16 protein-coding genes and 1 pseudogene are annotated in these 20,121 nt (G+C 71.7%); 7 read left to right on the top strand and 10 right to left on the bottom strand.

The annotated features are described in order from the left end of the window. Positions 1-361: 361 nt before the first annotated feature. The 3 genes from ACIBSW_RS18415 to ACIBSW_RS18405 all read right to left on the bottom strand — a co-directional run bounded on the left by ACIBSW_RS18415 (position 362) and on the right by ACIBSW_RS18405 (position 5,049). Positions 362-1,657, bottom strand: a complete 1,296-nt coding sequence (locus ACIBSW_RS18415) for a vanadium-dependent haloperoxidase (protein ID WP_354727967.1) — start codon at positions 1,655-1,657, stop codon at positions 362-364. Between the two features lie 97 nt (positions 1,658-1,754). Continuing rightward, positions 1,755-3,191 carry a glycoside hydrolase family 43 protein gene (locus ACIBSW_RS18410; protein ID WP_354727966.1) on the bottom strand — a complete coding sequence of 479 codons (1,437 nt, stop codon included), beginning with the start codon at positions 3,189-3,191 and terminating at the stop codon, positions 1,755-1,757. Between the two features lie 64 nt (positions 3,192-3,255). Then, on the bottom strand, positions 3,256-5,049 hold the full coding sequence (locus ACIBSW_RS18405; protein ID WP_354727964.1) for a BTAD domain-containing putative transcriptional regulator: 1,794 nt from the start codon (positions 5,047-5,049) through the stop codon (positions 3,256-3,258). A 147-nt stretch (positions 5,050-5,196) separates the two neighbouring features. Here ACIBSW_RS18405 and ACIBSW_RS18400 point away from each other — a divergent pair, with 147 nt between their 5' ends. Continuing rightward, positions 5,197-6,528, top strand: coding sequence for an FAD/NAD(P)-binding protein (locus tag ACIBSW_RS18400; protein ID WP_354727962.1), 1,332 nt, complete (start codon positions 5,197-5,199; stop codon positions 6,526-6,528). 170 nt (positions 6,529-6,698) lie between these two features. Here the strand turns inward: ACIBSW_RS18400 and ACIBSW_RS18395 are convergent. Next, positions 6,699-6,902, bottom strand: a pseudogene (locus ACIBSW_RS18395) (IS5/IS1182 family transposase); the annotation flags it as partial. Between the two features lie 29 nt (positions 6,903-6,931). Then, entirely contained in the window at positions 6,932-7,279 is a 348-nt protein-coding gene (locus ACIBSW_RS18390; RefSeq protein WP_404799376.1) for an IS5 family transposase, read from the bottom strand. 239 nt (positions 7,280-7,518) lie between these two features. Between ACIBSW_RS18390 and ACIBSW_RS18385 the strand changes: the two genes are divergently transcribed. Then, complete coding sequence (locus ACIBSW_RS18385) at positions 7,519-8,544, top strand: hypothetical protein (RefSeq protein ID WP_354723509.1); 1,026 nt, start codon at positions 7,519-7,521, stop codon at positions 8,542-8,544. 232 nt (positions 8,545-8,776) lie between these two features. On the opposite strand, the gene ACIBSW_RS18380 is transcribed toward ACIBSW_RS18385, so the two are convergent. The 3 genes from ACIBSW_RS18380 to ACIBSW_RS18370 form a co-directional block, all read right to left on the bottom strand. After that, the gene (locus ACIBSW_RS18380) at positions 8,777-9,691 is read right to left on the bottom strand and encodes a hypothetical protein (protein ID WP_354723507.1); all 915 of its coding nucleotides are present in this window, start codon (positions 9,689-9,691) and stop codon (positions 8,777-8,779) included. Positions 9,692-10,279: 588 nt separating this feature from the next. After that, positions 10,280-11,335 (bottom strand): transposase, encoded by a 1,056-nt coding sequence (locus ACIBSW_RS18375; protein ID WP_354723505.1) that lies wholly within the window; start codon positions 11,333-11,335, stop codon positions 10,280-10,282. A 138-nt stretch (positions 11,336-11,473) separates the two neighbouring features. Further along, positions 11,474-13,492: a hypothetical protein gene (locus ACIBSW_RS18370; RefSeq protein ID WP_354723503.1), complete on the bottom strand. Its 2,019-nt coding sequence runs from the start codon at positions 13,490-13,492 to the stop codon at positions 11,474-11,476. Positions 13,493-13,649: 157 nt separating this feature from the next. Here ACIBSW_RS18370 and ACIBSW_RS18365 point away from each other — a divergent pair, with 157 nt between their 5' ends. The 3 genes from ACIBSW_RS18365 (at position 13,650) to ACIBSW_RS18355 (ending at position 15,932) form a co-directional block, all read left to right on the top strand. Then, positions 13,650-14,081, top strand: a complete 432-nt coding sequence (locus tag ACIBSW_RS18365) for a hypothetical protein (RefSeq protein WP_354723501.1) — start codon at positions 13,650-13,652, stop codon at positions 14,079-14,081. 95 nt (positions 14,082-14,176) lie between these two features. Next, positions 14,177-14,731, top strand: a complete 555-nt coding sequence (locus ACIBSW_RS18360; RefSeq protein ID WP_354723499.1) for a hypothetical protein — start codon at positions 14,177-14,179, stop codon at positions 14,729-14,731. Continuing rightward, positions 14,724-15,932 carry an MAB_1171c family putative transporter gene (locus ACIBSW_RS18355; RefSeq protein ID WP_354723497.1) on the top strand — a complete coding sequence of 403 codons (1,209 nt, stop codon included), beginning with the start codon at positions 14,724-14,726 and terminating at the stop codon, positions 15,930-15,932. Before ACIBSW_RS18360 ends, ACIBSW_RS18355 begins: the two co-directional genes overlap by 8 nt. A 47-nt stretch (positions 15,933-15,979) precedes the next feature. Here ACIBSW_RS18355 and ACIBSW_RS18350 read toward each other — a convergent pair whose 3' ends face one another. Further along, positions 15,980-16,429, bottom strand: coding sequence for a hypothetical protein (locus ACIBSW_RS18350; protein ID WP_354723495.1), 450 nt, complete (start codon positions 16,427-16,429; stop codon positions 15,980-15,982). A 150-nt stretch (positions 16,430-16,579) separates the two neighbouring features. Beyond that, positions 16,580-17,329: a GNAT family N-acetyltransferase gene (locus ACIBSW_RS18345; RefSeq protein WP_354723493.1), complete on the bottom strand. Its 750-nt coding sequence runs from the start codon at positions 17,327-17,329 to the stop codon at positions 16,580-16,582. Between the two features lie 180 nt (positions 17,330-17,509). Here ACIBSW_RS18345 and ACIBSW_RS18340 point away from each other — a divergent pair, with 180 nt between their 5' ends. Both ACIBSW_RS18340 and ACIBSW_RS18335 read left to right on the top strand, forming a co-directional pair. After that, the gene (locus tag ACIBSW_RS18340; protein ID WP_354723491.1) at positions 17,510-18,364 is read left to right on the top strand and encodes an oxidoreductase; all 855 of its coding nucleotides are present in this window, start codon (positions 17,510-17,512) and stop codon (positions 18,362-18,364) included. A 98-nt stretch (positions 18,365-18,462) separates the two neighbouring features. Then, positions 18,463-20,094, top strand: a complete 1,632-nt coding sequence (locus ACIBSW_RS18335) for a methyl-accepting chemotaxis protein (RefSeq protein ID WP_354723489.1) — start codon at positions 18,463-18,465, stop codon at positions 20,092-20,094. Positions 20,095-20,121 lie beyond the last annotated feature (27 nt).

The raw sequence follows: 20,121 nt of genomic DNA, 5'->3' as shown, positions 1-20,121 counted from the left end.
CGTTGTCCTATCAGGACTCGCTTATTCTTGGCAGCGGCGTCGAACTTTGTAAATACGTCCGGGATGAGTTCCCAGTAATTGATACACGTCAACATCAACATTGACAATGAGACCGGATCCGACCGTTATGTCATGCCAAAACAATTGATCATAATTGGCCTGGATGCGGTGCGGCGCAACGGCAATACAGCACGGGCTCGCGCCACACGGACCCATTCGATGAGACCTCGCTCACTTTTAAGATGATCAGAAATTGCGGCGGCGTCCATCGCGCAAAATCGCGCAAATGGGCGCCGCCGCTTGAATTCGCATTCCGGCCATGTCGCCGACAGGTATCGGCCGATCGGAGCGAAGCCGAACCTCAGCGGGGGCAGTGGCCGAAGTGTGCCGGGCCGTCGACCCGGAGCAGCCGCGTGGCCAGGACCTCGTCGCCGACGCCCCGCCCGATGCCCTGGCCGGCCCGGTCGCTGAACGAGAAGTGCAGGCCGCCGAACACCCGCGACCGGCCCGCCTCCGTCGCCGCCGCCGAGAAGCCCGGGTAGGCGCGCGCCTGTCCGCCGGGCGCGGTGTCGGTCGCGTGCGCGAACGGCACGTTGTCCGAGCAGAAGAAGCCGGCCAGCACCGTGGCGCCGGCGCCGCTGTACGAGCTGTGCCCGGACACCCACTCCGGGGTGCCACCCACCGAGCCGCCGCGCGCCGACCAGGCCGGGTTCGCCTGCGTCACCGGGTTGTCGTCGGTGTCCGCCTCGCGGATCGCGGTGGTGGGCCGCCAGTGCCGGTAGGTGTACTTGGTGCGCACGGTCGGCACCGTGGTGTCCGCCAGCGCCATGCTGAGCAGCGCCGTCATCCGGGTGCCCTGCGCCAGCGACAGGTGGCGGTCGCCGCCGACGGTCAGCGCGATGCGCAGCCACTCGCCGGGCGGCTGATCGGAGCCGGCCGGAAGCGACCAGAATTGATACGTGGCGAGCAGGTCCGGCGCGGGCAGGGCGGCGTCGCCCAGCACCGCGACCTCGGCGAACGCCGCCGCGTACCCGATGCCGGTCAGCGCGGGCGGCGGCCCGGGCAGGAACGCACCCGGGTCCCGGACGGCGAACGGGCGCACGTCGCGGTACTGCACGCCGGACCACTCGGCCCGGAAGACGCCGGGCCCGGTACCCGCCGGCTGGCTCTGCACCGGCGTAGCGCCGTCGTCGGCCCGCGCCCGCACGACCCTGCGGCCCACCTCGCCGCCCCACTGCGCGCCGACCGTGCGCCGGTGCCCCGGGCGCACCTTGGCGAGATCGGCATCGCGCTGCGCGTCATAGGCCGCGGCCCGGGCCGGGTCGACCGCGACGAGCACCGCGTGCGCCGCGGCCACCGTCGCCGCGAACGGGTCGCCGTCGCGCGGGCCCGGCCCGGCCACCAGCGCGGGCTCCCGGGCGGGTTCGCCGCGCCCCCCGACGATGCCGTTGACCGCGTCGTACATCGCCACGTTCAGCATCGCGTACCACCGGGCCGCGTCGGCGTCGCTTGCCCGCAGCGCGCGTACCGCGTCGAGGGCCGACTCGTTCCAGCTCCGTACCCCGTCGAATCCGACCGCCGGGCCGTCAGCGACCGCCGGCGCGCTCAACCCCGCGCCGACCAGCCCGACCATCACCACGAAGATGGCCTTCCGCATGGCTCGCCTCCAATTCTCTCGCCGGTACCGGGGCCGACTCTCCTCCGCGGCCATCGAAGTCGGTCGACTAGGTCAGGAACGCGACCGCCGGCGCGGGTCAGCTGGTCCAGAACTCCGCCCTGTCGATGCTGAGGTAGGCGCCCGCCGAGGCCGCGCTGCGCTCGCCGGTCACCCGGACCCGGACCGTGTGCGTGCCGTACGCGAGCCGCGGGCTCAGATAGTTCAGCGCCTCGCCGACGCGGATCGCCCCGTAAAGGTCGACCCGTTGCTCGGCGCCGTTGTCGACGCTGATCGCCGCGATGCCGTTGCCGGTGTCGCGGACCGAGAGCAGCGCCAGCTGGGTGCCGGTGAACGTGAAGGTCGCGGTGGCGCCCGGCTGGTTCGTCCAGTGGTCGTCGCCCCAGAAGCAGGCCGCCGCGCAGCCCGTGCCGGAGCTCCAGGCGCCGGAGTACGCGAGCGCGCCGCCGCCCGACGACCGGCCGTCGTCGTTGATCCAGCCGGTGGACGGCCCGGGGTCGCCGGCCGGCAGGTCCTGGGTGGCGCCGATGGCCAGCGGCTGGCCCAGGCTCGGGCTGCCGTCGGCGTTGAAGCCGATGCGCTGCACCCGCGTGGTCCGGTTGCCGTAGGTGAAGACGCTGGTGGTCTTCGCGTGGTACACGATCCACGTCTCGGTGCCGTCGGGGCTGGTGAAGAAGCCGTGGTGGCCGGGCCCGTACACGCCGCGGGCGTCCTGCCGGGAGAAGAGCGCGCCGTTGTGCTGCTGCCAGCTGGCGCGGTTGAGCGGGTCGGCGCCGGACGCGACGCTCATCATCCACAGTCCGTAGTCGGGCTTGCCGGTGTCGCAGACCGAGTACGTCATCCAGGTGCGGCCGCTGCGGTACAGGAACGCCGGGCCCTCGCGCACCTCCGGGCAGTGCCCGGCCGCGTTCAGCGAGACGGCGTTGCCGGAGACGGTCCAGGGATTCGACAGCGGGGCGATGTTGATGCCGTTGTGCTGGAACTCGTTGAGCCCGCTCCACATCAGGTACAGCCGGCCGTTGTGCCGCATGAGCCCGGCGTCGATGGCGAACACGTCGCGGTTGGGCGGCACCAGCCGGGCCTTGAACTGGTAGGGGCCGGCCGGGTCGTCGCCGGCGGACTCGAGCACGAACAGCCGGTGGTTCTCGTCCACCCCGTTGTCCGCGGTGTAGTAGAGGTACCAGCGGTTGTTCACCCGGTACAGCTCCGGCGCCCAGACGTGCTGGTTGCGCGTCGGGTCGGTGTCGCGCCAGACCTGGACGGCGGGCGCGTTCAGCAGGGTCGCCACGCTTCGCGAACGGCGGATCCTGATCGCGTCGCCCTCGGTCATCAGCAGGTAGTAGTTGCCGTTGAAGTAGGTCATGAACGGGTCGGGCCCGGTGCCGACCGGGTTGCGGAACGTGCCGGCCGCGGCGTACGCCGGGGTGGTCGAGGTGGCCGCGAAGAACGAGAGGAACAGGCAGAGGGCGGCGGCGATCGCCGCACACCGGCGCCGTCGGGGAACGGTGCGGGGCATGGGGGCCTCCATGGGGATGTGGAGTTGCACCGACCATACATCGAAGGAGCTGGATAAAGCCTGGCTACGCCTCGCCGTCGGCCCCGCCCGCGAGCCCGCGGGCGTGCGCCCGGAGCAGCTCGTGCATCCGGTACCGGCCGGCGTCGTCACGCTGCACCAGATGGGCCCGGGTGAGCCGGTCCAGCACCCGGTCGACGGCGGGCGTACCGACGCCGGTCAGGGCCGCGGCGACGTGCCGGTCGAAGTCCGCGCCGGGATGCAGGGCGAGCAGGGCGAACGCCCGCGCGGTCGACGGCGTCAGGTCCCGGTACGACCACTGGAGCACCGACCCGACCCCGGTGTGCCGGTCCCCCGCGGCGTCGAGCAGCGCCAGCCGGTGCCGGTGGTCGGCCAGGTCCCGGGCCAGCTCGGCCAGCGGCGTGTCGGGGCGGGCCAGGGCCAGCTCGGCGACCACGCGCAGGGCCAGCGGCAACCGGGCGCACCGCGCGGCCAGCGTCGCCGCCGCCCGCGGCTCGGCGGCCACCCGCGCGCCGATCAGCGTGCGCAGCAGCGCCACGGCCTCGTCCTCGGCGAGCAGGTCGAGCACCGTACGCGCGGCGCCGTGCCGGGCGACCAGGCCCGCCAGCGCGTCCCGGCTGGTCACCACCACCAGGCACGAGGACGAGCCGGGTAGCAGGTGCCGGACCTGCTCCACCGACGCGGCGTTGTCCAGCACGACCAGCATCCGCCGCCCGTCGATCAGGCTGCGAAAGCCGGCCGCGCACTCCTCCGCCTCCGGCGGGACCCGCTCGCCGGGCAGGCCGAGCCCGCGCAGCATCCGGCGCAGCGCGTCGATCGGCCGCATCGGCTGCTCCGGGCCGTAGCCGCGCAGGTCGAGGTAGAGCTGGCCGTCGGGGAAGAGGTCGCGGCGCCGGTGCGCCCAGCGCAGCGCCAGCGCGGTCTTGCCGACTCCCGCCGTACCGGTGATCAGCAGCACCCGCGGCGGGTCGGGCGGACCCGCCGGCGGGTCGGCCAGGCGGTCCAGCTCCGCGAGCCGCGCCTCCCGGCCGGTGAAACCGAACGCCTCGGCCGGCAGCTGGGCCGGCGTCGTGGTACCGCTCGCCCGTTCCGGCGCGGCGCCGTCCTGTCGCAGCAGCGCCTCGTGCGCGGCGACCAGCTCGAGACCCGGATCGACGCCCAGCTCGTCCGCGAGCAGGCCACGGATCCGGTGGTACGCGGCGAAGGCCTGCGCGCGGCGGCCGGCCGCCTGATACGCGGCGATCAACCGGGCCTGGCCCACCTCGTCGAGCGGCTCGGCGGCGACCGCCTCCTCCAGCACGCGCACGGCCTCGGCGACCCGGCCGGCCCGCACCAGCGCCTCGCCGCAGCGCAGCAGCGCCAGCCGCCGCTCCTGCGCCAGCGCCTCCACCTTGGGATGGCCGGCCAGCACCGGAACGTCGGTCAGCGGCGCGCCCCGCCACAGCCGCAGCGCCTCGCCGAGCAGCCCGGCCGCCCGGTCCGGCTCGGCGCGGGCCCGCTCCACCAGCGCCCGGAACCGGAACAGGTCGATGTCCTCGCGCGGCACCCGCAGCGCGTAGCCGTCGCCGACCGCGGGCAGTACGGCGCTGCGGCCGTGCGCCGCGCGGGCCGGCTCCAGCAGCCGGCGCAGGTTCTTGACGTGCGTCTGCACCACGTTGACCGCGCTCGGCGGCGGCCGCCTGACCCACAGTGTGTCGATCAGCTCCGCGCGGCTGAGCATCTGCCCGCCCGCCAGCGCCAGCAGCGCCAGCACCGTCCGCTGCCCGGCCGACGCCGGCGAGACCGTCGCACCGGCCAGCTCGACCCGCACCTGCCCGAGCACCTGGATCCCGACACCCATTCCCAACCCCCCTGTGGCCCACAGCTGGTTCGTTGCGCGGGCCGCCGAGGATGGCGCGCCGACCTGACGAACTGCGGCCGGGTGGATGGCCGCCGCCGGTGGTCGTGCCGGACGCTCGAGCGACCGGACACGTGGGAGGTGAGGGCTGTGAGCGGCGGACGACTCGCAATCTGCGTGATCGGTGCCGGGCCGCGCGGGCTGTCGGTGGTCGAGCGGATCTGCGCCAACGAGCGCGCCGAGCGTCGCCACAACGCCGTGCTGGTGCACGTGGTGGATCCGGATCCACCGACCGACCGGTCCCGGCATCTGCTGATGAACACGGTCGCGTCGCAGGTGACCGTGTACACCGACGCGACCAGCCGGATCGAGGGGCCGATCGATCCCGGGCCCAGCCTCTACGAGTGGGCGAAGGCGGGCGACGGCACCCTCGCCGAGGCGCGCGACCTGGGCCCGGACGACTACCCGACGCGCGCGCTGCACGGGCGCTACCTGCGCGACACGTTCCGCCGCGTCGTCCGCTCCGCGCCGGCACACCTCGCGTTCCGGGTGCACGGGTCCCGGGCCGTCGCGCTGGCCGACATCGACGGCGTGACCGGCGGCCGGCAGGGCATCCGGCTGGCCGACGGCACCCGCGTCCACGATCTCGACGCCGTGGTGCTCGCGCTGGGCAACCTGCCGGCGCTGCCGACCCCCGCCGAGGCGCGCGCCGCGAGCCTGGCGCGGATCCACCACCTGCGGTACGTGCCGTCGGCGAATCCGGGGGACGTCGACCTGAGCGCCGCGGGGCCCGGCGAGACGGTCCTGCTGCGCGGCCTCGGCCTGACCTTCTTCGATTACGTACGGCTCCTGACGACCGGTCGCGGCGGCACGTTCGAGGGCAACGGGGACGACCTGGTGTACCGGCCGTCCGGCAAGGAACCCCGGCTGGTCGCGCTCCCGCACCCGGCTCACCTCCGAACCGAGCCGGACGGCCGGCACACGCCCGCGTCCCGCATCGCCGAGCTGATCGCGCTGATCCACGCGGGCGTCGTGGAGCTGACCGGGCCGGGGACCGAGGCCCGGATCGACCCCGGCCGGGGCTGCTTCACCGCGGTCAGCCGGGCCGTGCCCGGGCGGCCGGTGCACGCCCGCGTGCTGATCGAGGCGCGGCCGCCCGGCTCGGACATCCGCCGGACCGCCGACCCGCTCCTGCGGTTCCTGCTGGACACGAAACAGGCCGCGCCGTGCCGGCCGTCGACGGCGGACGGCGGTGCGTACGAGACAGGTGGCCTCGCCGTCACCGGGCGGCCGTACCACCTCGTCGACGGCGCCGGGCGGACGCATCCCCGCCGCTTCGCCTTCGGCGGCCGGCCCCTCGCGGACTCCGTCACGCTCGGCGACTCCGACGCGATCGCCCGCGCCACGCTGCGGCTGTCCCCGCTCCACCCGCCGCGGCGGGCGGACCACACCGACAACGGCCTGACCGGAATGATCGTATGAGCGCACCCATCGACGTCGGCCTGCTCTCGCCCGTACGCGCCGGCACCCCGGTCGAGGACGTCCTGTCCGACGCCGCGTGCTGCAGGCCATGCTGGACGCCGAGGCGGCGCTCGCCGGCTTACCGTGCTGCCGGAGCCAGCCGCCGTCACCTGGGCCGCCCGTGATGAGTACGCCTTGTCGCCGGTGACCGACGCGGGCCGGGTGCGGGGCCGGCCGACACCACCGGGCCGGGGAACGCGGACCTGCTCGAGCAGCGGGATCAGCTGCCGGGTGTCAGCGGCTTGGCCGGGCGTGATGAGCGTGGCGAGGGACCGGCCACGGCCGTCGGCCAGGGTGTGGATTTTGGTGGTCAGCCCGCCGCGGGACCGGCCGATGCTTTCGCGTGCCTGAGTTTCGGCAACCGTCAGCCCCTTTTAGCGGCTCCGGCGGCGTGCTGGTGGGTACGCACGATGGTGGCATCGACCTGGGCGTCCCAGTCGATGTCGTCGTCGAGCTCGGCCAACGCGATCACTTCAGCTTTCATCCTGGCCCAGGTGCCGTCGGCGGCCCACCTGGTGAAGCGTTGATGCGCGGTCTTCCAAGGCCCGTAGCGTTCGGGCAGGTCACGCCAGGGCGAGCCGGTTCGTTTGACCCAGCAGATCGCGTTGATGACCTGCCGGTGATCGCGCCATTGCCCGCCCCGGACGGGCTGCGCCGGCAGCAACGGCTCCAGCACAGCCCATTCCTCGCTGCTCAGATCACCACGCGCCACACCGATTCAACGACCATCGTCCATGATCGCTACGCATGATCCGCGGGACAGAACCTAGGCCGTCCTCGGCACAAGGGGCGATGCTCGTCCCCGCCCGCGCTCTCGATCTGATCCGCTGTGACCTGGTGCGTGCCGGTGTCGCAAACCTCGACCGTTAGGGGATACGCCCCGGCTCCCGCAATTCGCAGCCCGCCACCTGGCGGATCGTGTGTGGAGCACTGGGTTGTCACCATAGGGGTATGACGAGGGAGGACACGGCTGGGCGGCATCGGGCCCGCCTGGACTGGTACGGCAAACTCGCTGGACTGCTACTCGGCTTTGTCGCCGGTGGGATGACCGTCAACCAGCTCACCGACGACTACGGCTACCGCGGCGTCATGATCGCAGCGATGCTCGGCGCGATCTTGGCTACGGCATCGTGGGTGCGGCGACTGCCGCCCCGCGCCCCCTTGTCACGTCATAGCACCCGGCTACTGCTGTATGCCGCTCTTGCCGCAGCCCTCATCTCAGTGTTCGGACCGGTGGCATGGCAGATCGAAGCTATCGCGGTAGCGGCAGGATTTGCCGTCAGCGCAACCCTTGTACCAACTGATCTCGCTACCGCGGTGACCCTGCTAGGTGGAGCAGGGCTGATCGGCGTCGGGGTCTCGGCCAGCGGCCTCGGCGTCGCATTGCTGATTGGCAGCGTCACCCTGGGTGGGGTGGCAGTCATCGGCGTCGGGGTGGCGACCATCGGCTACGGCGTGGCGATGCTGGTCGAGGGTTACACCCTGTCTGGGGTGGCGTGCATCGGCGTCGGGGTGGCGTGCGTCGGCGTCGGTGTCGCAGTGCTGGTCGAGGGTTACACCCTGTTCGGGGTGGCGTGCATCGGCGTCGGGGTGGCGTGCGTCGGCTACGGCGTCGCGCTACTGGTCGAGGGTTACACCCTGTTCGGGGTGGCGTGCATCGGCGTCGGGGTGGCGTTCGTCGGCGTCGGCGTCGCGCTGCTGGTCGGCGGTGCCACCCTGTTCGGGGTGGCGTGCGTCGGCGTCGGGGTGGCCTGCAGCGGCGTCGGCGTCGTTACGCTGGTCGGCGGTGCCACCCTGTTCGGGGTGGCGTGCACCGGCGTCGGGGTGGCGATCATCGGCTTCGGGGTGAACACGAACGGGGGATCCGGGGTGCGGCGAGCACAAGCGTGGTGGGACGCCATGACTGCCGACCCCGCTGAACTACCCGACACCGACACCGCACCCGGCGCCCTTGGTCCGGCCAACGAGCGCATCTGAACGCACATACGCAGGGCAACCAGCGCCAATGCCATTTGGCGTCCAGCGAGCGTGCCGTGTGAGGGAAATGTACGCGGCAAACCTCGACCGATCGGGGGCACCACGGAGCCGCGTCCGCGCCCTGAGCACGGCACCACTGCTGGATTCGTCACGAGACTTCGCCCCCCGCCCGGGCGCCCGGTCGTCGACTACGCGGTCGTAGCCGAGATGAGTGCGTCGCCTGCCGAGCAGATCAGGCAGCTTCGATCGCCTTCGAGCAAGTGACGGTTCCGTTATAAACTCGTGTACTATCGAGCAGCTCCGCCACCGATTTATTCCATTTACTCTGATCCGGGATGCAGGCGATCCTTTGCTCTATATTGCCGTTCCATAGGTTTTTTACTCGACGTGCGTCAATCGCAACTACCGTAACTTGATCGCCGGCCTGGATGACACGAACCACATCTTTAATAACAGCTCCGTCCTCGTCCTTGTAAACAACGACTTCTGCGGGCAGCGCGCTAACCACGAAGGATCGTAGCTGCTGAAAAACGCCTCCGACGGAGCCTGTCGTGATGTTGGTTATCGCTCCGACCTGAGAAGCAGTCACGACGATTGTCAAGAACCTTAACATTCTCTCATTGGTACGCCACCGAGGCTCTTTGGCTTTATATCGGCGAACCTCCTCAGATTCGGGAACACTTGCGCCGCTATCTTGCGACTTGGCGGCCACCCGGTAGCGTCGTAATAGCAGTGCAACGCCTACTCCCGCCGCTCCGACCACGACCGCGACCCCGGTAGCCAGAGCGGACCAGGCCACACATGCCGAGAGTAGGCAAATTGCCACTGATGCCCAAATGCCTTTCTTGGGCAATCGCCCCAGACCAAGCCTCGCGGTAGCGATCAGACCATACGCAAGCGCCAGTATCGGTAGGATAGGAATCGCCAGCGTGATAAAGAATGAGATCAGATCCCCTCGCGCCAAGATTGCCCTCAATAGAGCAGTGTCATTCGCGGCAAGCAGGAGCAGGAGGACCAGGAGCGCGGGAATTCCCGTAAAGAGCAAAGCGCCAACTTCACTGATTATTTGGACTCTGCTCTGCGGCTCAGCGGAGGATAGGCTCGCTTCCTCGGGCTCGTCTGCCGCATTCACTGTCGGGGTCGGCATGCACGCATCCTAGTCAGTCAGACATTGATTGCGCCAGCAGGTCGCTTCGACTCGCTTCATAATGCGGTGAGGCAGGTTTCGCAATGCAATTTGAATTCCCGTTCCGACCCGACCCGTCATGAATCCCCAGACGGCGATCCGCTATTCAACACCGGCGCGTTCTACTGCCGGCGACCGGGTACCGACGCGCCACCAGGAGCGTAACTCTCCGTCAGCGACCCGCCTTGGTGCAGAGGTCGTCAGTCTGCCCTGTGAGGGGTGCGAATGCGGCGGACATCATCGTGGACACGGCCGGCACGACGACCTGGAGGCCGCGGTCGACCTGCTCGCCGTCCGCGGGCGGATCGAGCTCGTCGCGGGCGCGCAGAGCCGTCCTCTACTGCCGGCCGGTGAGCTGTTACCAGCGGGACGGCACCATCGCCGGCTTCGTGATCTCGCGGGGCGACGGCGGAGCTGGCCGAGGCGGCCGTCGCCCTCCACCGGCTGCTGGCGGTGGGCGGGCGCGGTGGAGACGCTGCCCCTGTGCCAGGCGGCCGAGGTACACCGCCGGATGGAGGCGGGGCAGCTGCCGGACGACCGCGCCGGAACCTAGGGCCGGCAGCCCATGCTGAGCAGCGCGTACGCCGCCGAGGCCAGCGTGACGTGCCGGTGCCAGCCGCCGAACGACCGGCCGACGAAGTCGGCGAGCCCCACCCGCCGGCCGGTCTCGACCGTGCCCCGGTACGCGGCGCGGCGCAGCCGGCTCAGCGCGAGCAGGGTCGCCGGGTGGACGTTGCCCAGGTTGGTGACGTGCAGTTCCTCGGGCCAGACCCGCCGGGGGCGCCCGGAGCCGAGCAGGGTGAGCGGCTGCCGCCCGTTCACCGACCGGATGTCCGCGCTCGCCACCAGGTCGGTACGCGAGCCCGGACCGTCCCACCCCACGGGGCGCCGGGCGGCCCGGAGCGCGGCGATCCGGTGCTGTGCGGTCGTGTCGGCGCCGGCCGGGAAGGCCGACGGCACCTTCGCCAGGAACGGCAGGCCCGCGGCGTGCAGCCGGCGGATCGTGCCCGGCAGGTACTCGTCCGGGACGTCGGCGACGACGGGCCGGGGCGGCATCCCCCACCGGGCGGTGACCGTAAGGACGGCCTCGACCACGCACTCCTCGAAGCTCTCGGCGTCGACGTCGGCGGGGATGGCGGCGCGGCTGCGCCGATGCTGGTCGTCGGTCCAGCGTGACGAGAGGTGCAGCCGCCAGTTGACGGGGTAGGCGACCTCGGCGCCGACCGCCCAGACGCCGACGGCGCGCTGCGCCCGCCGCCGGCCACCGGAACCGCCGCCGAGCGGGTCGGTGCCGACCGAACAGTCGCCCATCTTGGGGATCACGAGCGGGCGCACGACCCAGGCGGTCGGCGGCGCCAGCCGGGTGACCGCGTGCGCGAACGACCGGCGTACCGGCCGCCAGTCCCACGGGGAGTTCGCCACGAAATGGTGCAGGCTCTGCTCGTCCACCTCGCCGTTGAGCGCGGCCGCGATGTTGCGTACGGTCTTGCGGCCCTCGGCTTGCAGGATGCCGCGCAGGTACTGGTGTCCCCTGCTGCGCTGATCGGAGCGCGACATGGAGTCGAACAAGGAACCGCAGATCACGTCGAACAACGGAGTATCCACAACTGCCCCACAACGGTCGCCGGGAATCCCGGTAGCGTGCGGGGCACTACTGAATCGGCACTGGACGGCGACTGGAGCCACACCGTGATCGACCCCGGGCACCCGGCCGGGCCGGATGTCCGGGGTCGGTCGTGCGGGTCAGGCGTCGGGGAAGGTCGCGAGGAAGCGGGCCGTCACGTTGGTGGTGAGCTGATCGGGCAGGGCGGCGTACTCCGCCGGGGTGAGGTGGTGCTTCTCGCCCGCGGTGATGGAGTAGATGGCGGTGCTGGCCACGTCCCGCAGCAGCGTGCCGTCCGTGGGCCGGTTGCCGAGCAGGCCCACCAGGCCGGCCGGCACGTTGATCGCGGCCGGGCCGCCGAGCAGGGCGTACTCGGCGGCGTTGAGGTGGAACTTGGCGCCGTTGACGACCTGGTAGATCGCGGTCGACACCGGGTCGCGCAGGAACAGCGAGCCGGCCGGGCGGGTGCCGGTGACCGCGGCGGCGAAGCCGTGCGGGACGTTGACCGCGGCCGGGCCGCCGAGCGCGGCGTACTCGGCCGGGGTCAGGTGGTACTTGGCCCCGCCGACGATCTGGTAGATCGCGGTGTCGCTGATGTCGCGCAGGAACGAGTTGTCGGCGGGCACCACGCCGAGCCGGTCGATGAAGCCGACCGGCACGTTGACCGCGGCCGGGCTGCCGAGCGCGGCGTACTCGGCGGCGCTCAGGTGGTACTTGGCACCGTTGATGGCCTGGTAGATGGCGCCGCTGTCCGGGTTGCGCAGGTAGCCGGAGGACGGCAGGGTCTTGGTGATCGACAGGATCAGGCCGTGCGGCACGTTGGTCGACGGCGCGCTGTCCAGGGCGCTGTACTCCGACGGGGACAGGTGGTACTTGGCGCCGCCGACGATCTGGTAGATGGCGCCGTCGGTGATGTCCCGGATGAAGCTGCCGTCGCGGGGCACGGTCGCGGTGCGGTTGATGAAGCCTGCCGGCACGTTGATGGCGGCCGGGCCGCCCATGGCGCTGTACTCGGCCGGGGACAGGTGATAGCGGGCGCCGCCCACGATCTGGTAGATCGCGGTGCTGCCGGGGTCGCGCAGGAAGACCGAGTCGACCGGCACGGAGGCGGTCACCCGGGCGATGAAGCCGGCCGGGACGTTCGTCGCCGCGGGGCTGCCCAGGCCCGCGTACTCGGCCGCGCTGAGGTGATACTTGGCGCCGCTGACGACCTGGTAGATCGCCGTGCTGGCGGGGTCGCGCAGGAACGTGTTGTCGGCCGGGACGGCACCGAGCCCGGCGACCAGCCGGGCGGGCACATTACGGGCGGGCGGGGCGCCCAGCGCCGCGTACTCGGCCGGGGTGAGGTGGTACTTGGCGCTGCCGGCGATGACGTAGATGGCGCCGTCGCCGGCGGTCCGCACGTATGTGCCGTTCGCGATGATGCCGGGCATGCTCGCGAAGGTGCCGGCCGGCACCGCGGTGGCGGGCGGGGACCCGAGCTCGGCGTACTCGGCGGGGTTCAGGTGGAACGGCGCGCCGCCGACCACGAGGCTGATCGCGCCGTTCGGCTCCCGCAGCACCGAGTTGTCCGGGCTGCCGGGCGGCGGTCCGTCCTCGGTGATGTTGTTGTACCGGACCGGGATGTACGTGACCAGCTCGCTCCAGGTGTCCTTGCCGATCTTGCCGTAGTTGTTGACGGCGTTCGGGTTCTGGACCGTCTCACCGGGGTTGTTGAACGAGTACACGTAGGCGCCGTCCTCGTGCCGGTTCCCGTTGACCCAGCGGACGAAGAGCTCGATGTGTCCGTCGCGCAGCACCGCGTCGCCGGCCTTCAGGTCGTGCAGGCTGGGCAGCTGGTGCTTGCCGCTCCAGCTCAGGAAGGTCCTGGTGCTGCGCGAGTCGGGCAGGTGCCAGGCCATCGAGACCAGGCCGGAACAGTCCCGCCGGTAGGTCTTGCCCTGCGGGTCGGGCGCCCACGGGCCGGTCTGTGTATAGGTGAAGCCGCGGTCGACCCAGTACTGCGACCGCTGCAAGGTCTCCGAGCGGGTGATCGGCCCGCCGATGCTGGACGCCGAGGCGGCCTGGGCGCCGAGGACGGCCGCCACCGTCCCGCCGGTGGCGCCCACCACCAGTGCGGCGCCTGCCGCGAACGCACGGCGCAACCTGCCGATTCTCATGGATTCTCCTCATAGATGTAAACAGGCAGCTCCAATATGGAGGTCACTGCCAACACAGGAATCCATAGTGGGCAGTACATCGACGCGTGTCAACAGTCGATTCCAGCGGGTCGTAGGATGTAATCTCGCATTGACATGGGAAGGGGGGATTCGTACGGTGACTGGCGACATGCACGCGCGCCGCAACTTCGCCGATCGGCTGGACGAGCTGTTCCGGACGGTCGTCACCGACGAGGGACGGCCGTACAGCACGCGGGCCGCGGCCGCCGCGCTGGCGGAGCTGGGCTGCCCGGTCTCCCACACGCACGTCGGCAAGCTGCGCCGCGGCGAGGCCGACCCACGGCGATCCGAGATGCAGGCGTTCGCCACCCTCTTCGGCGTCAGCCTGACCTACTTCACCCAGGACGACGACGAGGCCGACCGGCGGCTCGCCCGCGCGCTCGGCGATCCGGCGATCCAGGCCGTCGCGATGCGGATGGGCGAGGCCGAGATGTCCGCCGCCGGGAAGGCGGCGGTCGCCGCCATGGTCGAGCAGGTGGTGCTGCTGGAGCAGGCGGCGCGCCGGCGGCACCAGCAGCCCGACGGCTGACCCGTCGGACACGCCGCCGCCTGCGCACATCCACAGGGGACGGTCGGCTACGGTGATGCGGTGAGGCAGGGCCGGTGATGCGAGTGCCGAGGTGGATGGCGAGGCCGGCGATCGGGCGCCGGCGCCGGCCGGGCGACCTCGCCGAGCTGGTCGAGCAGGCCCGCGGCGGCCTGGACACGCTGGGGTTGCGCGGCCGGTTCAGCGCCGACCGGCTGCACGAGGCGATCCAGGCGTACCGGGGACGTCCGGTGCACGTGCTCGCCCAGCCCTTGCCCGCGGGCGGCCCGCACGGGCTGTGGATCGCCGGCCGCGACGCGGACTACGTCTTCTTCCCGGCGGCCGCCTCGCCGGTACGGCGGCACGTGATCGTCGGGCACGAGTACGGCCACATGCTGTTCGATGACGTCGCCCATCCCGACCTCGGCCCGGACGATCCGGCGCATCTGGACCCGGCGGCCCTGTCGGCCGCCGCGCACCGCGCCCGCAGCTCATACGAGGAGCTGCCCGAGCGCCGGGCGGAGATCTTCGGAACCCTCGTCGCCCAGCGCATCACCGACTGGTCCTGGCCACCGGCCCGGGCCACCGACGGCGACGAGGCGGCGCTGCGACGGCTGACCGGGCTGCTGGAGAGCACGGACGAGAGTGGATGACATCCTGCTCGCCGCCGGTGCCGCGACGGCCCTGATCAGCCTCGGCCTGGCCGCCGGCAAGCTGTGGGATCTCGTCCACCACCGCCAGGACCGGCTGCGCCGGCTGCTCGGGGTGACGCTGGCCATGGGCGCCGTCGCGGTGTCCCTGCAACCGGTCAGCGCCCGCGTGGACCAGCTGCTCGGGCTTCTCGACGTCTGCCGGCTCGTTGGCAACGTGCTGGCCCTGGCCATCGTCGCCACCGGCCACGCGTTCCTGCTGCACACCCTGCATCCGGGCCCGGCGACCCGCCGCCGGGTCCGCGCCCAATACCTGATCATGGCGGCGTGCGCGGCGGCGCTGATCGGGTCGTACGCGCCGGCGCCGGCGCCGTACCGGACCGACGACCCCTTCGTCCTCAGCGGGGAGTACTACGCCTCGGTGCATCCGCCGCCGGTGCCGTACCTGGTCGTCTACCTGGGCTACATGCTGTGGCTGCTGCCCCAGGTCGGCCGGCTGTGCGCGCGGTACGCAAGGGTGGCCCGGCGCCACACGGTGCGGCTGGCCCTGCGAATGATCGCCGCCGGCTGCTTCCTCAACTTCGCCAACGTCGGGCTCAAGCTCACCAACCTGGCGGTACGCGACCAGCCCGCGACCTCCCCGGTGCTCTACCGGCTCACGTTCCTCACGTACGCGGTCGCCGTCCTGGCGATGGTGGTCGGCGTGATGATCCTGGCCTGGGGCCGGTGGCTGCGGCTGGACCAGCTCGCCGAGCACGTGCAGGCACGGCGGGCGTGCCGCCGGCTGCGGCCGCTGTGGGCGCTGGTGGCCGCGGCGGCGCCGCAGGTCACCCTCGGCGACTGGCCGGCACCGGGTGGCCGGCCGGTCGCCCTGCCGGGCGCGCGGATGCGGCTCATCAGGATGACCACGGAGATCCTCGACGGGTACGCGGAACTGCGCCCGTGCACGAACCGCCGGGTCGCCGACGAGGCGCGCGCCGTCGCTGGCCGGCGGGGCCTCACCGGGGAACGCCTGGAGGCGGCGGTCGAGGCCCGGGTCGTGACCGAGGCGGTGGCGGCGGTCCGGTCGAGCGCGGCCGGCGACGTCCGGACGGAGGTCGTCGACCTGCCGTCGGCCAGGGCCGCGGACGCCGGTGACGCCGGCACCGAGGTGGCCTGGCTGATCGCGGTCGCCGCGCACCTGCCCGCGGTGTCCAAGCGCTGACAGAAGGCTGCGGGTCGCACCCCGTCAGGGGTACGGCCCGCAACAGATCACTTCGCTACCTGGTAACCACCGCCCCCGCCGCCGTTCCAGTGATCGCCACCGCCGCCGCCGTTCCAGTGATCGCCACCGCCGCCGTTCCAGTGACCGCCGCCGCCGTTCCAGTGCGGCCGGTTCGGCCAGTGGTCCGGCCACTGGCCCGAGCCCCAGTCGTCGTCCCAGTAGCTGTCCTCGACGACCAGCGCCCAGTGGCCGCGGTGGTAGCCCCACCGCGTCCGCTCGCAGTAGTAGTCGTCCCAGGCGCCGCGCCGCTCGCCGAAGCGGCCTGCCCGGTCGCATCTCCAGAAGTTGCGGTAGTAGCCGACGATCTCGTCGTCGTGGTTTCGGTTCTGTAGGCCGGTCGAGCTGCTCGTTGCGGCGGACTCGGTGGGAGGCGCTGCTTGAGCGGGTCCCATCCCGAGCGACGCACCGGTGAGCAGGCCTACGCCAACCGCCGTCATTCGCGCTGCCGTATTCATGTCACTCCCTCGCTACGGAGCGTTAACTCCCGGCAATGGAACCACGGATAGCCGACCCCGTCCGGCGTTTGCAAAAATGATTTAGCAAAGCCTTTCACCGATCGCATCGGGAGGCTCGGTAAGCACCGTCCGTCACTTCTGTCGGGCCATGTAGAGGCGCTGACCGGAGGGGCGGAAGCCGACCCGCTCGTACACCCGCCACGAGTCGTCGCCGCCGGCCTCCAGCCAGGCCACCTCGACGCCGGCCCCGAAAAGCCGGCCGGCGATCCCGGCGGTGATCGCCCCGCCCAGGCCCCGGTTGCGGTGGGCCGCGCCGACCGCGATGCCGCCGACCTCGCAGATCCCGTCGCTGGGCACGACCGTGCCGCCGCCGCCCGCGTACCGGCCGTCGGCGGTGCGGGCGCCGACGAACACCGCGCCGCGCCGGGCGACGCCGCGCTGCCGGTCGATGTCCGCGGCGCCGGCGTCGCCGGGCGAGCCGAACGCCGCGTTCTGGACGGTGATCACCCCGGCGATCTCCGCGTCGATCTCGGGTTCGAACAGCTCGAAGCCCGCCGGAACGGACTGCGCGGCGAGCGTCTCCGGCGTGCAGACGAGGTACTCGTTGCGGGCCTCCACGGCGAATCCGGCGCCGAGCAGCAGCTCCTCGAGCCCCGTCGCGCAGCTGGTGACGTACTCCAGCCGCGGCGGCCGGCCGCCGAACGCCGCGACCAGCTCGCCGACGTCGGCCGCGGTGATCTCTGTGCCGGGTACCGGCGTCGCGTAGTTGATGTGCGGGCTGTCGGTTCCGTGGTCGAGACCGAGCACGAACGGGCCGGACTCGACGGCGTTCGGGCGGGTGCGGAGGTTGGCCACGACGGCGCGCTGAATGCGCAGATCCATGATGAACGACCCTTTCGAGGGCTCGAAGAAAGGCGAAGCGAGGCAAGCGTCAGCGGCGGAGGCCGCTGGAGGCCGCGGGGATCACAGGCTTCACTCTTTCGAGCACTCGGGATCGTGGAAAGCGACGCGAATCTATCAGACCATCGTCGTCTGTTGTGGACACCGTTACCCTCGGCTCCCATGAGCAGGGTCGCGATCGTGACCGGTGCGTCCGCGGGGATCGGCGCGGCCACCAGCCGCCTGCTGCACGAGCGGGGCTTCCGCGTCTACGCGGTCGCCCGCCGGCTGGACCGGATGGCCCCGCTCGCCGCACTCGGCATCGACACCGTCAGGGCCGACGTCACCGACGAGGCCGACCTGGTCGCCCTGGTCGATCGGGTGGTCACCGGGTCGGGCCGCATCGATGTCCTGGTGAACAACGCCGGATACGGCTCCTTCGGCGCGCTCGAGGACGTGCCGCTGGACGAGGCGCGGCGGCAGTTCGAGGTCAACGTCTTCGGCGCGGCCCGGCTGTGCCAGCTCGTGCTGCCCCAGCTGAGGGCGCGCGGCGCCGGGCGCATCATCAACGTCTCCTCGATCGGCGCGCGGATGTACCAGCCGCTCGGTGGGTGGTACCACTCGACGAAGTACGCGCTGGAGGGCCTCAGCGACTGCCTGCGCGTCGAGCTCAGGCCGCTGGGCATCGACGTCGTCATGATCCAGCCCGGCGGCATCGACACCGAGTTCCCCCGGGTGGCCGGCGAGCGACTGCTCGCCACCTCCGGCGACGGCGCGTATGCCGGCTACGCCCGCCGGTACGCGGCGTCGCTGAATTCGGACGCCCGGGGCATTTCACCCCCTTCGGTCGTCGCCCGGGCGATCGTCCGGGCCGCGACGGCGCGGCGTCCGCGCGCTCGCTACCCGGTCGGTCGCGGCGCGCGGGCGGCGCTGCTCGCGCGCTGGCTGCTGCCCGACCGGGTCTACGACCGCGTGCTGGTGGGGCTGTTCACCGCGATCGCCGACGCCGGTGCCCGCAAGGCCGAACGGACCGGCTGAGCCTGGTCGAACGTTTCGCTCAGCGCCCCCCACCACCCGGCCGATCTGTGTCACAACGTGGCGCACGCCACAACAGGGCAACGAACGCGGGGGTGTTCATGAGCAAGTCGGACAAGGCGCACGTGGCCGACGGCCATCGGTGGACGCGGCTGGTGACCGATCGCAAGGTCGGCACCAAGATCGGGATGGCGGTCGGCGCGATGGCGGTGGCGGCCGCCGGGGTGGCCTCCGCCGCGCTGATCAACATGAGCGCGATGCAGAGCCAGTCCGACTACATGTACAACCAGACGCTGGTGCCGATCACCGACCTCGCCCGCGCGCAGCACGCGGCCGAGATCATGAAGAGCAGCCTGCTCAACGCCGCGGTGTCGACCGACCCCGCGCAGGTGCGCGAGTTCCTGCAGGACAGCAAGGCGCAGGACGCGGCGTTCGACCAGGCGTTCGCGGCGTACACCGCCACGGACATGACCGGCCGGGAGAAGTCGGTCGACCAGGTCGAGCAGGCCGTCGCCGCCATCCGGCAGCTGCGCGACGCCAAGCTCGCCCCGGCCGCCGACCGCGACGACCGGGAGGAGTTCGCCCGGGTACGCGACAAGGAGGCCGCGCCGGTCCTCGCCGCACTCAACGGCGGCATGGAGGATCTCATCACGACCGAGACCGCCGCCGCCCGTGACCGTAATGACGAGTCACGCGCCACCTACGACAGCGCCCGGATCATGGTGATCCTGTTCGTCGTCCTCGGCATGGTGCTGGCCGGCGCCGCCAGCTGGCTGATCGCCCGCGGGATCACCGGCCCGCTGTCGCGGTGCGTGTCCGTGCTCAAGCTGGTTCAGGGCGGGGATCTCACCCAGCGGACCGGGGTCACCGGCCGCGACGAGGTGGCGCAGCTGGCCGTGGCGCTGGACGCGTCGACGGGATCGACGGCGACGATGGTGCGCGAGGTGACCGACAACGCCACGCAGGTCTCGGCGGCCGCGGAGGAGTTGTCCGCGGTGTCCACGCAGCTGTCGGCGGCGTCGGAGGAGACGTCGGCGCAGGCGGGTACGGTCTCGGCGGCCGCGGACCGGGTGTCCGGGAACGTGCAGACGGTGGCGGCGGGCGCGGAGCAGATGTCGGCGTCCATCGGTGAGATCGCGGGCAACGCGGGCGAGGCGGCGAAGGTGGCCACCGAGGCGGCCGCGGCCGCCAACCGGACGAACGAGATCGTGATCCAGCTGGGACAGTCGTCGGCGCAGATCTCCGGCGTGGTGCAGCTGATCACGTCGATCGCGGAGCAGACGAACCTGCTGGCGCTGAACGCGACGATCGAGGCGGCCCGCGCGGGCGAGCACGGCAAGGGCTTCGCGGTGGTGGCGACCGAGGTGAAGGACCTGGCGCAGGAGACGGCGCGGGCCACCGGCGACATCGCGTCGCGGATCTCGGCGATCCAGGAGGAGACGACGCAGGCCGTCACGGCGATCGGCGAGATCGCGGAGGTGACCGGCCGGATCAACGACTACGCGTCGACGATCGCCGCGGCGGTGGAGGAGCAGACCGCGACCACCAGCGAGATGGTGCGCAACGTGGCCCAGGCCGCGTCGGGCACCGGGGAGATCGCCGGGAACATCGCGGGCGTGGCGTCGGCGGCGGACTCGGCGGCGTCGGGCGCGTCGGAGACGCAGGCGACGGCGAACAGCCTGGCGGCGATGGCGACTCAGCTGCAGCAGCTGGTCTCCACCTACCGCACGTAGGCTTCACACACACCCACCGGTGGCCGG

The sequence above is a fragment of the Actinoplanes sp. NPDC049668 genome (genome assembly GCF_044465445.1).
GTDB lineage: Bacteria > Actinomycetota > Actinomycetes > Mycobacteriales > Micromonosporaceae > Actinoplanes.
The sequence above is the reverse complement of the archived record's forward strand: the minus strand, read 5'-3'. Positions and strand labels throughout refer to the sequence as shown.

Bases quoted from the DNA above. Each gene is read 5' to 3' on its own strand.
- ACIBSW_RS18370 (WP_354723503.1), bottom strand. From the start codon at position 13,492: ATGAGAATCGGCAGGTTGCGCCGTGCGTTCGCGGCAGGCGCCGCACTG.
- ACIBSW_RS18350 (WP_354723495.1), bottom strand. From the start codon at position 16,429: ATGACGGCGGTTGGCGTAGGCCTGCTCACCGGTGCGTCGCTCGGGATG.
- ACIBSW_RS18385 (WP_354723509.1), top strand. From the start codon at position 7,519: ATGACGAGGGAGGACACGGCTGGGCGGCATCGGGCCCGCCTGGACTGG.
- ACIBSW_RS18360 (WP_354723499.1), top strand. From the start codon at position 14,177: ATGGCGAGGCCGGCGATCGGGCGCCGGCGCCGGCCGGGCGACCTCGCC.
- ACIBSW_RS18410 (WP_354727966.1), bottom strand. From the start codon at position 3,191: ATGCCCCGCACCGTTCCCCGACGGCGCCGGTGTGCGGCGATCGCCGCC.
- ACIBSW_RS18345 (WP_354723493.1), bottom strand. From the start codon at position 17,329: ATGGATCTGCGCATTCAGCGCGCCGTCGTGGCCAACCTCCGCACCCGC.
- ACIBSW_RS18415 (WP_354727967.1), bottom strand. From the start codon at position 1,657: ATGCGGAAGGCCATCTTCGTGGTGATGGTCGGGCTGGTCGGCGCGGGG.
- ACIBSW_RS18380 (WP_354723507.1), bottom strand. From the start codon at position 9,691: ATGCCGACCCCGACAGTGAATGCGGCAGACGAGCCCGAGGAAGCGAGC.
- ACIBSW_RS18405 (WP_354727964.1), bottom strand. From the start codon at position 5,049: ATGGGTGTCGGGATCCAGGTGCTCGGGCAGGTGCGGGTCGAGCTGGCC.
- ACIBSW_RS18335 (WP_354723489.1), top strand. From the start codon at position 18,463: ATGAGCAAGTCGGACAAGGCGCACGTGGCCGACGGCCATCGGTGGACG.
- ACIBSW_RS18340 (WP_354723491.1), top strand. From the start codon at position 17,510: ATGAGCAGGGTCGCGATCGTGACCGGTGCGTCCGCGGGGATCGGCGCG.